The sequence below is a fragment of the Streptomyces carminius genome (assembly GCF_002794255.1).
In the GTDB taxonomy this organism is placed as follows: Bacteria; Actinomycetota; Actinomycetes; order Streptomycetales; family Streptomycetaceae; genus Streptomyces; species Streptomyces carminius.
Genome location: NZ_PGGW01000019.1, coordinates 2,501 through 15,620, shown reverse-complemented (window position 1 = coordinate 15,620; position 13,120 = coordinate 2,501). Strand labels below are relative to the sequence as shown.

The window sequence follows — 13,120 nt, the reverse complement described above, 5'->3', positions numbered from 1 at the left end:
GGGACGTTCTCACGCCTGGGCGGCGTCGGCCGCCTCGACCTCCTCGCGGGTGATGCCCAGCAGATAGAGCACGGTGTCCAGGAACGGCACGTTCACCGCCGTGTGCGCGGCCTCCTGCACCACCGGCTTGGCGTTGAACGCCACTCCGAGCCCCGCGGTGTTGAGCATGTCCAGATCGTTGGCGCCGTCGCCGATCGCCACGGTCTGGGACAGCGGGACTCCGGCCTCGGCCGCGAAACGGCGCAGCAGCCGTGCCTTGCCCGCCCGGTCCACGACCTCGCCGACGACCCGGCCGGTCAGTTTCCCGTCCACGATCTCCAGGGTGTTGGCCGAGGCGAAGTCCAGTCCCAGCCGCTCCCGCAGGTCGTCGGTGACCTGGGTGAATCCGCCCGAGACCACCCCCACCTGGTAGCCCAGCCGCTTGAGGGTGCGGATGAGGGTGCGGGCGCCCGGAGTGAGCCGGACCTCGGTGCGCACTTTGTCGACGACCGACTCGTCCAGCCCCTCCAGCAGCGCCACCCGGGCGTGCAGTGACTGCTCGAAGTCCAGCTCGCCGCGCATCGCGGCGGCCGTGACCTCCGCGACCTTCGCCCCGCAGCCCGCGTGCGCCGCGAACAGCTCGATCACCTCGTCCTGGATGAGCGTGGAGTCCACGTCCATCACGACCAGGCGCTGCGCCCGCCGGTGCAGCCCGGAGGCGACGACGGCGACATCCACCCCCAGCGCCGCCGACTCGGTGGCCAGCGCGGTGCGCAGCGGCCCGGTCGCCGCACCCGAGACGGCGAACTCCACGGCCGTGACCGGGTACTTCGCCAGCCGGAAGATGCGGTCGATGTTGCCGCCGACCCCGGTTATCCGGGCGGTGATGGAGGCCGTCGCCTCGGCGGTCAGCGGATTGCCCAGGACGGTGACATGGGAGCGGCCGGTGCCGCGCGGCCGGTTGTCGCCCCGGCCGGAGATGATCTCCGCCTGGAGCTTCACCGACTCCGCCCAGGTGTGCACCCGGGCCCGCAGCTCTCCCTCCGCGCCGCCCCCGCCCGGCGTGGTGACCAGGGCGCACAGGGTTATCCGGCCCCGGGTGACGACCTGCTCGATGTCGACGACATCGAGGGAGTAGGCGGACAGGACCTCGAAGAGGCCGGCGGTGATGCCGGGCCGGTCCCTGCCGAAGATCTTCACCAGGAGGGTGGGGGTGTCCTCGGCGGCGGAGGGAACAGCCGGCGGAGTCTGCGAAGCGCTCATGATGATCCCTACGGTATCGAGCACCGGTGCGGTTCCGTACGCGCCGTCCGTACCCCGGACACCCGGTCGGCGGCCGACGCGGAGACGGCCGGGGGATCCGCCCCGCCCGCCGCGGTGCGCGCTGTCCATCAGGGGTGTCCACCGTCCCGGGTACCCCCTGGTCCGCGGATTCCTCCGGTGCCTCCCGCCACCGGCCCCCGGGAGGGGCGCGGACCGTAGCGGTTCCGCAACCATCCACCGGGGTGGCTGTCTGCGGGGACGTGTGGCCTGGAATAGTGCCTCCACGATCATTCGCCATCCCCGCCTCCTCGTAGGAGGGGGTAGCTCGGGGGACAACTTTGTGGGGCATGGAGTGTCGGAACTCGTAGTGCAACTGAACGGAAGGACCTGGACGCTCGACCCGTCCCGGTCCTACACCCTGGGGCGGGACCCGCAGGGGGATCTGGTGGTCGACGACGCCAGGGTCTCCTGGCGGCACGCCACGCTGAGCTGGAGCGGGACGGCCTGGACCGTCGAGGACCAGGGCAGCACCAACGGTACGTACGCGCGGGGCGGCCGGGTGCGGCGGCTGGAGGTCGGCGCGGGCTCGGTCGTGCACCTGGGCAACGCGGCTGACGGCCCCCTTCTGGAGTTCTCCGCCGCGGCCGCCGGGGTACCCGCGGCCGGAGCCCCGGCCGCGGTGGCCGCACCGCAGGCACCCGCCCGGCAGCCGCAGCAGTACGGCGGCGGCCCCGGCCCCGGCCCGGGACAGCCACCGGCCGCCCCGGCCCCGCAGCAGCAGGTGCCGCCGCAGCACACGCCGCGGCCCGACCAGGAGGGCATGTCCCCGCAGAGCGGCGCGCCCCTGCACGGCGACCACCGCAGTCCGACCACGTTCCACCAGTTCGCGCTGGGCCGGGTCATGCGGATCGGCCGCGCGCTGGAGAACGAGCTGGTCGTCTCCGACCTGCAGGTCTCCCGGCACCACGCGGAGTTCCGGTCCACCCCCGACGGCCGTTTCGAGATCCGCGACCTCGGCAGCCACAACGGCACCTACGTCAACGGCCAGCCGCTGCCCAAGTCGGGCTCGGCGGTCATCGGACCCGACGACGTCGTCGGTGTCGGCCACTCGGCCTTCCGGGTGGTCGGCGACCGGCTGGAGGAGTTCGTCGACACCGGCGAGGTCTCCTTCTCGGCCCGGCACCTGACCGTCAAGGTCGACGGCGGCAAGGTGATCCTGAACAACGTCAGCTTCGGCGTCCCCGAGAAGTCCCTGGTCGCCGTGATCGGCCCGTCCGGCTCCGGCAAGTCCACCCTGCTGCGTGCCCTCACCGGCTACCGCCCGGCCGACATCGGCGAGGTCCTCTACGACAACCGGAACCTCTACAAGCAGTTCGCCGAGCTGCGCCAGCGCATCGGCCTGGTCCCGCAGGACGACATCCTCCACAAGGAACTGACCGTCCGCACCGCCCTGCGCTACGCCGCCAAGCTGCGCTTCCCCGGCGACGTCGCCGGGGCCGAGCGCAACGCACGGGTGGAGGAGGTACTGGCCGAGCTCAAGCTGGACATCCACGCCGCCAAGAAGATCACCTCCCTCTCCGGCGGCCAGCGCAAGCGCGTCTCGGTCGCCCTGGAGCTGCTCACCAAGCCGTCGCTGATCTTCCTGGACGAGCCGACCTCCGGCCTGGACCCGGGCATGGACCGGGATGTGATGCAGTTGCTCCGCGGTCTGGCCGACGACGGCCGCACCGTCCTGGTGGTCACCCACTCGGTGGCCGAGCTGGCGCTGTGCGACCGGCTCCTGGTGATGGCGCCGGGCGGTGGCGTGGCTTACTTCGGCCCGCCGGACGAGGCGCTCAACTTCTTCGGCTACGAAAGCTGGGCGGACGTCTTCTCCGCGTTCGAGAACTACCGCGACTACGACTGGATCGGCCGCTGGCAGGGCTCGCAGCACTACCGGCGCTATGCCGCGGACATCGACGCCCCGGCCCCCCAGGCGTACCAGTACGCCCAGTACGCCGGGCCGGCCGCCCGGCCCCCCAAACCGCAGAGCTGGGGCTCCCAGCTGTGGACCCTGACCCGGCGCTACACCTCGGTGATCGCCTCCGACAAGGGTTTCCTGGCGCTCATGGTCATCCTGCCGGTGATCCTGGGCACGGTCAGCACGGTGATCCCCACCGAGTACGGCATCACCCGCAATCCCAACGGCTTCAACCAGCACGCGGGCACGATCCTGCTGATCCTCGCGGTCGGCATGTGTCTGGCCGGCGCGGCCAACTCCGTACGCGAGCTGGTCAAGGAACGGGTCATCTACGAACGGGAACGGGCCACCGGACTGTCCCGGTCGGCGTACCTGATGTCCAAGGTGATCGTCCTCGGGGTGATCACGGCCTTCCAGGGCGTGATCATATCCGTGATCGGCTTCTCGACGCGGGAGCTGCCCGACGAGGGGCTGATCCTGCCCGCGAACGTCGAGCTGTGCGTGGGGATCATCGCCTTCGGCCTCACCTCCATGATGATCGGCCTGGTGATCTCCTCCCTGGTGAAGACCTCCGAGATGACCATGCCCCTGCTGGTGGGCTTCGCGATCGTCCAGCTCGTCTTCACCGGTGTGCTCTTCCAGGTCTTCGACTCGCCCGGCATCGAGCAGCTCGCCTGGCTGATGCCCTCCCGCTGGGCGGTCGGCGTGCTCGGCGCGACCGTGGACCTGTCCCGCACCATGGCCCCCTGGGACCGGGAGAACCCCACCAACCTCGACCCGCTGTGGGAGCACAGCACGGGCGTATGGGTGATGGACCTGCTGATACTGCTCGCCATGGGCGTGGCCTGCGGTTTCGCGGTGGCCCGGCTGCTGCGCCGCCACGAGCCGGAGGTCATGCGCGGGTAACCGCGCCCGGCACGGCTCCCGTGACCACGCCTGTGTCCCGCCGGACCCGTCCGGCGGGACACAGGCGTCCCGGACGTCCCGGAACTCCGGGGAAGGCAGCACGCCGCGGACCCTGCCGGGACCGGGCAGTGATCTCTTCCGCTCCCCGCCGTAGCCTCTCCCGGCGGCCCGTCCGGCCGCACCGGTACCACGAGGGGAGACGGACATGACCGGAACCACTGAGCGCGGCGGGGCGGCCCGTCCGCCGGCCCGGCGACCGGAGGCGTGGCACATCAGCGGTCCGGTGGCGGTCCTGCTCTCCATGCCTCTGGGCGCCTCCGTCACCAGCCTGCTCCTCGGCGGACTGGTGACCCTCCTGAACCTGGGTGGACGCGGCTCCTTCTGGTGGGCCTTCGGCGGCTTCCTCGGTACGGTCTTCACCTTCGTCCTGGTCATCATGGCCAGGCAGGCCGGTCTCGGCCGGGTCTGGACCGGCCTGCTCACCGGCGGAGCCCTGGCGGCCGCGCTGGGGACGGCCGCCCAGGGCGACTCCGCCGCACGGGTCTGGGCCGCCGCCCCCGACCGTCCCGCCGACGCCGCGGCCGTGGGCAGCTGGCAGGACGGGAAGGTCGTGGTCCGCGCCCGGCCGGACGCGGTCACCGGCTACCGCGTCACCGACGGCACCGTCGTATGGGAGTGGACACCGCCCGGCCGGGACACGGTGTGCGCCATGAGCCGGAACACCTCCGGCGGCACCGGAGTACTCGGCCACGCACCCGGGGACGCCCCCTGCGCCACCGCGGCGGCCCTCGACCTGACCACCGGCGAGATCCGCTGGTCCGCCCGTGTCACCGCACCGGGCGGCGCGGGCGGTGCGGTGGCCGACCTCGTGGCGGTCTCCGGCGGGGTCGCCGTTCTTCCCGAGCGCGGCGGCTGGCGGGCGGTGGGCCTCGCCGACGGCCGGGAACGCTGGCGGGCCGCGACGGAACCGGGCTGCGTCCCGCTCCTGGCGGGCACCGGTCACCGGGACGAGGGCACCGTGGCCGCCGTCGCCGACTGCGGCCCGGAAGAGCCTCCGGTGCTGCGCCTCCTCGCCGCGGCCGACGGAAGCGCGGGCGTACGGGCGGAACTGCCCGCGGCCGGCCGGCCGCGGCACACCGCGGTGCTCGCCACCGACCCGCTCACCGTCTGGGTGCACGAGAAAGGCGTCCGCGGCACCCGGGCCGTCGTCCGGTACGACGACACCGGCCGCCCGGCCGTCACCGTGCCCGTCAACATGCCGGGCCACGAGATCCGGGTCATGCCGGGCGAGGGCGGCACCGTGCGGACCGTCTTCGCCGCCCGGCCCGTCCGCACGGCCCTGGTCACCGGCGACACCCTGATCGCCTCGGGCGCCCGGCCCGACGACCGGCGCTGGGTGGAGAAGGGCAACAAGAACGGGGGCTACCGGATCCACGAGGGCCGGCTGGTCGCCTACTCCCTGACCGACGGCCGCCACCTGTGGACCAGGGAGCTCGACCGCAGGGTGGAGGGGGTGGCGGTGGACGGCGACGACATCTGGGTCCTCAGCGGTGACCGGCTGGCCCGCGTCGGCCCCGCGGCCGGCACCCTGGCCACCGACCTGTACCTGCACCACCTGGCCCCCCTGCGGGTGGCGGATCTGTGGGTCGCCGGCGACCGCTACACGGTGGTCACCGAGGACGGCACCGGCAGCCGGGCCCCGGTGGGCGTCCTGGCACCGGTCGACCCGCCGTGGTGAGCGGGGTGAGCGGCCCCCGGGTCCTACGACCACCGCCGGATCCCGCCACGGCAGCGGACCGGTCACCCCCGCCCGCCCGCGCCGGTACCGTGGCCGCATGCTCCCCGGAACCGGGCCGACGGCCGTCAGCGCCGCCCTGCTCGCGATGAACCGCCGCCTGGAGGTCCGCGACGTCCTGCAGACGAACACCTTCCTCCGCCCGTGAGCTCCCGGACGCCGGGGACGCCGCGCTCGGCGTCCCCGACGACCACGGAGGCTTCACACGGTTCGTCGTGGCCGGGGCGGCGACGAGCAGTGGAAGGCGATCGGGCCACTGCCCCGCCAGCACGGCGTTCCCGCCGCCACGCTGCGCGACGCCACCCCGCAGCGGCTCGCCGACGTCCGCCGCGCCCCGTCCGGTTCCGCACCCGGGGCCGGCTCGGCGCCGTCTCCGCTCGGCCTCTCAGCGCCGCTCCCGCTCCTCCACGTAGGCGTTGTACGCCGCCACCTTCGCCCGCCGCGCGGTGCGCTCCACCGGCCGCAGCGCCTCCGCCCGTACCGCCATCGCCCCGGCGCTCACCGCACCGCCGTGCTCCGGCCCGTACGCGATGTCCACCAGCGCCCCCACCCGCTGCGCCAGCTCCAGCACCCGCACCGCACGCGGCGGATAGCCCGGTGCCAGCAGCCGGCGCCCGGCCTCCGCCCGTGCCCGGTACGCCCGGAGCGCCGCCTCTGCCACCGGTCCCGACCCGGCCACGTCCAGCCGGGTCAGTGCCTCGGTCGCCTCCCGCAGCGCCTCCGCCAGCTCCCGCTCGGCCTCCCCGAGCGAGGGCACGTCCGCCGGCGGCGCGTCGCGCACCGCCAGGCAGCGCCACACCACCTCGGTGTGCACATCACCCTCCGGGCCGGCCTCGGCGACCTCCGGCACCAGCCCCAGCGCCGCCCCCACCGCGACCACCGCCTCCCCGGCGTCCAGCGCCGCGGCGTTGAACTCCGCGGGGCCGCTCAGCCCCAGCGGATGCCCCGGCGCGGGCAGCGCGAGCCGCAGTCCCGACACGCCCAGCGCGCGCAGCCGGCCGAGCGCGAGGGTCAGACCGACCTCCCCGGACTCACCGGGCAGGTCCGCCACCCGGTGCACCGCGTCGTCGCCCACGACGCGCGACACGGCGTCGTCCGGCGCCACCACTCCGGCGAACAGGGCATTTCCCCAGGCGGTCAGCCGCCCGGAACGAGGTTCTTCGAGCATGCCCCCAGCCTAAGGACAGCGACGGGGGAGGGGTGGCGTAGGTTTTCCCTGGGGACTGTGCCCACAGGCACAGACACAGGCCACAGCCGCGACTGCATTGGGAGACGCCACGCCATGAGCGATGTACTGGAGCTGGTGGACGTATCGGTGGTCCGCGAGGGCCGGGCTCTGGTGGAGGACGTCTCCTGGTCGGTCAAGGAGGGCGAACGCTGGGTGATCCTCGGCCCCAACGGCGCGGGCAAGACCACTCTGCTCAACCTCGCCTCCAGTTACCTCTTCCCGACCTCCGGCACCGCCACCGTCCTCGGCGAACGGCTCGGCCGGGTCGACGTCTTCGAACTGCGCCCGCGCATCGGCATGTCCGGCCACGCGCTCGCCGAGAAGCTACCACCGGGCCAGACCGTCCTCCAGACCGTCCTCACCGCCGCCTACGGCATGACCGCCGGCTGGCGGGAGCAGTACGACCAGATCGACCGGGACCGGGCGCTGGCCTTCCTCGACCGGCTCGGGATGAACGACTACCTGGACCGGAAGTTCGGCACCCTCTCCGAGGGCGAGCGCAAGCGCACCCAGATCGCCCGAGCCATGATGACCGACCCCGAACTGCTCCTCCTGGACGAGCCCGCCGCCGGACTGGACCTCGGCGGCCGCGAGGACCTGGTCCGCCGGCTGGGACGGCTCGCCCGCGACCCGTACGCACCCTCGATGATCATGGTGACCCACCATGTCGAGGAGATCGCCCCCGGCTTCACCCATGTCCTGATGATCCGCCAGGGGAAGGTGCTGACAGCCGGGCCCGTCGAGACCGAACTGACGTCCGCCAACCTCTCGCGCTGCTTCGGTCTGCCGCTGGTCGTGGAGCGCGTCGGCGACCGCTGGACGGCTCAGGGTCTCCCGCTCGGCTGACCGCGGCCCTACCATGACGGTGTGGACGCATGGGTGTGGTGGCTGATCGCCGCCGTAGGACTCGGAATCCCGCTCGTCATGACCGCCATGCCCGAGTTCGGCATGTTCGCGGTGGGCGCCATCGCCGGGGCCGTCGTGGCCGGCCTGGGGGGAGGGCTGGTCGCCCAGGTGGTGGTCTTCGTGCTGGTCTCGACCGCGCTGGTCCTCGTCGTACGTCCCCTTGCCCGGCGGGCCCAGCGTCCCGATCTGAGAACCGGGGTCGACGCCCTGACGGGCCGCCAGGCCGTCGTCCTGGAGCGGGTGGACGGCACGGGGGGCCGCATCAAGCTCGCGGGCGAGGTCTGGTCCGCGCGAGCCCTCGACTCGAGCCTGTCCTTCGACCCCGGGGCGCAGGTGGACGTGGTGGAGATCGACGGGGCCACCGCCGTCGTGATGTGATGTCGGGTGACCGCACGGTCACGCCGACGGCCCGCGTCAACGCCCGCGCCGGTCACCGCAGTCAGCGCGAAATCCTAGGAACGCAGGGGGAGAGACGATGGACGCCATCATCATCGTGCTGATCATCCTGGTGGTGCTGGTCTTCATCGCACTCATCAAGACGATCCAGGTCATTCCACAGGCCAGCGCCGCGATCGTCGAGCGCTTCGGCCGCTACACCCGGACACTGAACGCCGGCCTCAACATCGTGGTCCCGTTCATCGACACCATCCGCAACCGGGTCGATCTCCGCGAACAGGTCGTCCCCTTCCCGCCGCAGCCGGTGATCACCCAGGACAACCTGGTGGTGAACATCGACACGGTCATCTACTACCAGGTCACCGACGCCCGGGCCGCCACGTACGAGGTCGCCAGTTACATCCAGGCCATCGAGCAGCTCACCGTCACCACCCTGCGCAACATCATCGGCGGCATGGACCTGGAGCGCACCCTGACCTCCCGCGAGGAGATCAACGCCGCGCTGCGCGGCGTCCTGGACGAGGCCACCGGCAAGTGGGGCATCCGCGTCAACCGCGTCGAACTCAAGGCGATCGAGCCGCCCACCTCCATCCAGGACTCGATGGAGAAGCAGATGCGCGCCGACCGCGACAAGCGCGCCGCGATCCTCCAGGCCGAGGGTGTGCGGCAGTCGCAGATCCTCACCGCCGAGGGCGAGAAGCAGTCCGCCATCCTGCGCGCCGAGGGTGAGGCCAAGGCCGCCGCGCTGCGCGCCGAGGGCGAGGCACAGGCCATCCGCACCGTCTTCGAGTCCATCCACGCCGGCGACCCGGACCAGAAGCTGCTGTCCTACCAGTACCTCCAGATGCTGCCGAAGATCGCCGAGGGTGACGCCAACAAGCTGTGGATCGTGCCCAGCGAGATCGGCGACGCGCTCAAGGGACTCGGCGGCGCACTGGGCAACTTCGGTCCCGGCCCCTCCGGCGGCTCCTCCTCCGGGGACAGCCGCACCGATCTGGCCAAGCGCCGCGAGCAGCCGCCGATCGAGTAGCGTCCGGTCCGGCGTACCGCCGTGGCCTCCCCGCACCACCCGCACCACCCCACCCCGGTCCACCGGGCCCACGCCCCTCAGGCATGATCGGTCGTCCACGGACCGGTCGACTGAGGGGCGTCGTACGTGAGCATCTGGGAGGCGCTGGCCGTCTGCGCCGCGGGTGTCGGCGCGGGCACCATCAACACGATCGTCGGCTCCGGGACCCTCCTCACCTTCCCGGTGCTGCTCGCGGTCGGACTGCCGCCCGTCACGGCGAACGTCTCCAACGCGCTGGGCCTGGTGCCCGGGTCCGTCAGCGGCGCCATCGGCTACCGCCGCGAACTGCGCGGACAGCGCGACCGGGTGCTGCGGCTGAGCGGCGCGGCCTTCGTCGGGGCACTGGCCGGAGCGGCCCTGCTGGTCACCCTGCCGTCCGAGGCGTTCGACATGATCGTCCCGGTGCTCATCGCGCTGGCCCTGGTCCTCGTCGTGGCCCAGCCGCGCCTGGCCGGAGCGATCCGCCGCCGCCGCGCTCGCGGCGGCGGCACCGCCACCCACCGCCACGGCGGCCCCGTCCTCCTCGGCGGCATCACCCTGTCCAGCGCGTACGGCGGCTACTTCGGCGCGGCCCAGGGCGTCATCTACCTCGCCCTGATGGGCCTGCTCATCCCCGACGACCTCCAGCGCCTCAACGCGGTCAAGAACATCCTCGGTGCCGTCGTCAACGGCACCGCCGCGCTGTTCTTCCTCTTCGTCGCGGACTTCGACTGGACCGCCGTCCTGCTCATCGCCGTGGGCTCGGCGGTCGGCGGCCAGCTCGGCGCCCGGCTCGGGCGCAGACTGCCGCCGACCGCCCTCCGCGCGGTCATCGTCACCGTCGGCGTGGCGGCGATCCTCCAGCTCCTGCTGGGCTGACCGCCGGATCGCTCAGGCGGACGCGGGCACCGGGACGGCCGCGGAGCCGGCCGCCGGACCGGGCACCGCCAGCCACTCCGGCAGCGCCGTACCGTCCCGCAGCCCCAGCGCGAGGACCAGCGCGTCCGCCGGAGTCGGTTCGAACGGCCGGGTGAGCAGCCGCATCCCCGCCTGCGCGGGCGTCCGGTCCGCCTTGCGGTGGTTGTCCTGCGCGCACGCCGCCACGGTGTTCAGCCAGGTGTCGCCGCCGCCGTGCGAACGCGGCACGATGTGGTCCACCGTGGTCGCCCGCCGGCCGCAGTAGGCGCACCGGTGCCGGTCCCGCACCAGCACACCGCGCCGCGACCACGGCGCGCGTTGTCGGAACGGCACCCGTACGTATCTGCGGAGCCTGACCACCTGCGGCACCGGAATGTCGAGGTGCGCCGCCCGAAGCCGCAGCCCGGGGTGGGACTGTTCGACGACGGCCTTGTCCCGCATCACCAGCACCACGGCACGCCGCAGCGACACCGTCGACAGCGGCTCGAAGCTCGCGTTGAGCACCAGCGCCTCGCGCATCTCACCCACCTCCGGACCCGTCCCCGCCCCCGTGGCGAGGTGGGACCAACTGTGCCGTTGCCCCGCGCGGTGAACAACGCAATTTCACGGCGCCGTACGGAAGATGCCGGCGGACGGGCGTCCAGGTGACGGTGGTGTGCCGGCGGGAGAAGGCCGGAGGGAGGCAGCGGGGAGCACCGGGCCCGAAAGGCACGGAGCGACGGGCAGGCGGCGGAGGGGCGAGAGGCAGCCGGCGCGGTCGTCCGGCCCCCGCCGGACTCCGGCAGGCGGCGGGCGCACATGCGCCCCGCCACCCCCGCTGCTGCGGTGCCGACTGCCGGCCACCACTGTGCGATCCGGGGAGGACGGGGCGCAAAGCCTTTTCCGGGGCCCGGCCGGATCAGTCCCGCGCGGGCACCTCGTACTCACCGATCAGCTGTGCCCGTGCCAGGGTGTGGAAGCGCAGGTTGAAGCCGACCACGGCGGGGGACGCGTCCGCGTCCACCCCCAGCCGCTCGGTGTCCACGGCGTAGACCGTGAACACATAGCGGTGCGGACCGTCCCCGGGCGGCGGTGCGGCCCCGCCGAAGTCCCTGGTGCCGTAGTCGTTGCGCACGTGCACCGCGCCCGCGGGAAGCCCTCTCATCTCACCGGTGCCGGCGCCCGCGGGCAGTTCCGTCACGGTCGCCGGGATGTCGAAGACCGACCAGTGCCAGAAGCCACTGCCGGTCGGCGCGTCCGGATCGAAGCAGGTGACGGCGAAGCTCTTCGTCTCCTCCGGGAAACCCTCCCAGCGCAGGTGCGGCGAGGTGTTGCCCTCGGCGTGCACCTGGTCGGTCTTCAGCCGGGCACCCTCGGACACGTCGTCACTGACGACCGTGAACGACGGCACCGAAGGATGGAAGTCGTGGGGGAGCGGGCGCCGCTTCTGCTCGGTCACGTCGGAAACCTCCTCGGTAGCGCGACATCGCTGCGGCGGCCAGCCTAACGAGCCGCGCGCCGCGAAAGCCGGAGGCGCAGCCGCCGGACGCCGGCGCGGGGAACGGCCGGGCGGTACGGGTCGGCGGCGCGGTAGGAGGGCACCGTGTGGACAGCGGACGCGGGGTGCGGCCCGTTCCCGGGCCGCACCCCGCGTAAGATCCCCGTCCGTCCCAGGAGCTCCGGGACGGAAGCCTCAGAACCAGTTGCGCCTGCTGCCGACCTCGGCCAGCCACTGGTTGAGGTAGGCGACCCAGTCGTTCTGCTGGAAGTTCGCCAGGTCCACGACGAAGGACCGGTACGTGTCACTGCCGTCGCTGAACAGGCCGGGCTTCTTGTCCATCTCCAGAACGACGTCCATCTCGCGCTCGTCCGCGACGAAGCTCAGTTCGACCTGGCTCAGTCCGCGGTACTGCTGCGGTGCCAGGAACTCGATCTCCTGGTAGAAGGGCAGCTTCTGCCGCGTGCCGCGGATGTGGCCCTGCTCCATGTCCGCGTTCTTGAAGCGGAAGCCCAGCGCCCCGAACGCGTCGAGGATCGCCTGCTGGGCGGGGAGCGGGTGGACGCTCACCGGGTCGAGGTCACCGGAGTCCACGGCCTTGGCGATCGCCAGCTCCGTCTTCACTCCGATGTTCATCCCCGTCAGGTGCTGTCCCATGAACGTGGTGATCGGGGTCTCCCACGGCACCTCCAGCCCGAACGGCACCGTGTGCACCGAGCCCGGCTGGAGCTCGAAGGCACCACCGAGCTGCTGCCGGTGGAACTCGACGTTCTTGTTGTACTCCTCCTCGCCGCTCTCGACCTCGACCTTCGCCTGGAGACCGACGGAAAGCCCCTGGATCTCCTGCGCGACCGAGCCGCCCTGGATCCGGACCTCCCCCTGGACGACGCCGCCCGGCACCACGTTCGGCTCGGTCAGCACCGTCTCCACCGACGCGCCGCCGATGCCCACGCTCGCGAACAGCTTCTTGAAGCCCATGTTCTTCCTCCCCCAGGCCCTGGCCTGTGTGTCCACTGGCTCTACATACGCCGGCAGCCTGCCCTACGGTTCCACGGTGCCGGACCCACTGCCGACAGCCGTCACCCGATGGCTGCAGTACGCTCGACCGGCGTGATTGCCGACCACGACCGTAAGCCCCTGCCCCGCGCCTTCTTCCACCGCCCCGTCCTGGAGGTCGCCCCGGACCTGCTCGGCCGGATCCTGGTCCGTACGACCGAGGACGATCCGGTCGAACTCCGCCTGAC

The 13,120-nt window shown here is 72.5% G+C and carries 12 protein-coding genes and 1 pseudogene (1 of these 13 only partly in view); 8 read left to right on the top strand and 5 right to left on the bottom strand.

Annotated elements, in window-relative coordinates; all coding sequences use genetic code 11:
- Window positions 1-9: 9 nt before the first annotated feature.
- The gene (gene serB / locus CUT44_RS06395; protein ID WP_100201184.1) at window positions 10-1,242 is read right to left on the bottom strand and encodes a phosphoserine phosphatase SerB; all 1,233 of its coding nucleotides are present in this window, start codon (window positions 1,240-1,242) and stop codon (window positions 10-12) included.
- A gap of 340 nt (window positions 1,243-1,582) precedes the next feature.
- On the opposite strand from serB, the gene CUT44_RS06390 reads away from it, so the two are divergent.
- From CUT44_RS06390 to CUT44_RS06380, 3 genes and pseudogenes are all read left to right on the top strand, one after another.
- Complete coding sequence (locus tag CUT44_RS06390) at window positions 1,583-4,108, top strand: ABC transporter ATP-binding protein/permease (RefSeq protein ID WP_233221266.1); 2,526 nt, start codon at window positions 1,583-1,585, stop codon at window positions 4,106-4,108.
- A 205-nt stretch (window positions 4,109-4,313) separates the two neighbouring features.
- Window positions 4,314-5,846, top strand: a complete 1,533-nt coding sequence (locus CUT44_RS06385) for an outer membrane protein assembly factor BamB family protein (protein WP_100201183.1) — start codon at window positions 4,314-4,316, stop codon at window positions 5,844-5,846.
- A gap of 97 nt (window positions 5,847-5,943) precedes the next feature.
- Window positions 5,944-6,240 (top strand): annotated as a pseudogene (locus CUT44_RS06380) (diguanylate cyclase); the annotation flags it as partial.
- Between the two features lie 48 nt (window positions 6,241-6,288).
- Here the strand turns inward: CUT44_RS06380 and CUT44_RS06375 are convergent.
- Window positions 6,289-7,071, bottom strand: coding sequence for a hypothetical protein (locus CUT44_RS06375; RefSeq protein WP_100201182.1), 783 nt, complete (start codon window positions 7,069-7,071; stop codon window positions 6,289-6,291).
- A gap of 114 nt (window positions 7,072-7,185) precedes the next feature.
- On the opposite strand from CUT44_RS06375, the gene CUT44_RS06370 reads away from it, so the two are divergent.
- The 4 genes from CUT44_RS06370 (at window position 7,186) to CUT44_RS06355 (ending at window position 10,360) form a co-directional block, all read left to right on the top strand.
- Window positions 7,186-7,977 (top strand): ABC transporter ATP-binding protein, encoded by a 792-nt coding sequence (locus CUT44_RS06370; RefSeq protein ID WP_100201416.1) that lies wholly within the window; start codon window positions 7,186-7,188, stop codon window positions 7,975-7,977.
- 78 nt (window positions 7,978-8,055) lie between these two features.
- Window positions 8,056-8,415, top strand: a complete 360-nt coding sequence (locus CUT44_RS06365; protein ID WP_158239576.1) for an NfeD family protein — start codon at window positions 8,056-8,058, stop codon at window positions 8,413-8,415.
- A gap of 97 nt (window positions 8,416-8,512) precedes the next feature.
- Window positions 8,513-9,463 (top strand): SPFH domain-containing protein, encoded by a 951-nt coding sequence (locus CUT44_RS06360; RefSeq protein ID WP_100201180.1) that lies wholly within the window; start codon window positions 8,513-8,515, stop codon window positions 9,461-9,463.
- 126 nt (window positions 9,464-9,589) lie between these two features.
- Complete coding sequence (locus CUT44_RS06355; protein ID WP_100201179.1) at window positions 9,590-10,360, top strand: sulfite exporter TauE/SafE family protein; 771 nt, start codon at window positions 9,590-9,592, stop codon at window positions 10,358-10,360.
- Between the two features lie 12 nt (window positions 10,361-10,372).
- Here CUT44_RS06355 and CUT44_RS06350 read toward each other — a convergent pair whose 3' ends face one another.
- The 3 genes from CUT44_RS06350 to CUT44_RS06340 all read right to left on the bottom strand — a co-directional run bounded on the left by CUT44_RS06350 (window position 10,373) and on the right by CUT44_RS06340 (window position 12,854).
- On the bottom strand, window positions 10,373-10,918 hold the full coding sequence (locus CUT44_RS06350) for an HNH endonuclease (RefSeq protein WP_100201178.1): 546 nt from the start codon (window positions 10,916-10,918) through the stop codon (window positions 10,373-10,375).
- 379 nt (window positions 10,919-11,297) lie between these two features.
- On the bottom strand, window positions 11,298-11,837 hold the full coding sequence (locus tag CUT44_RS06345; RefSeq protein ID WP_100201177.1) for a YbhB/YbcL family Raf kinase inhibitor-like protein: 540 nt from the start codon (window positions 11,835-11,837) through the stop codon (window positions 11,298-11,300).
- Window positions 11,838-12,071: 234 nt separating this feature from the next.
- Window positions 12,072-12,854, bottom strand: a complete 783-nt coding sequence (locus CUT44_RS06340; protein WP_100201176.1) for a sporulation protein — start codon at window positions 12,852-12,854, stop codon at window positions 12,072-12,074.
- A gap of 132 nt (window positions 12,855-12,986) precedes the next feature.
- Here CUT44_RS06340 and CUT44_RS06335 point away from each other — a divergent pair, with 132 nt between their 5' ends.
- On the top strand, window positions 12,987-13,120 hold the 5' end (the start) of the coding sequence (locus tag CUT44_RS06335) for a DNA-3-methyladenine glycosylase (RefSeq protein ID WP_100201415.1). 538 nt of this gene lie beyond the right edge of the window; the window shows 134 of its 672 coding nt (coding positions 1-134); it begins with the start codon at window positions 12,987-12,989; its stop codon lies beyond the right edge, outside the window.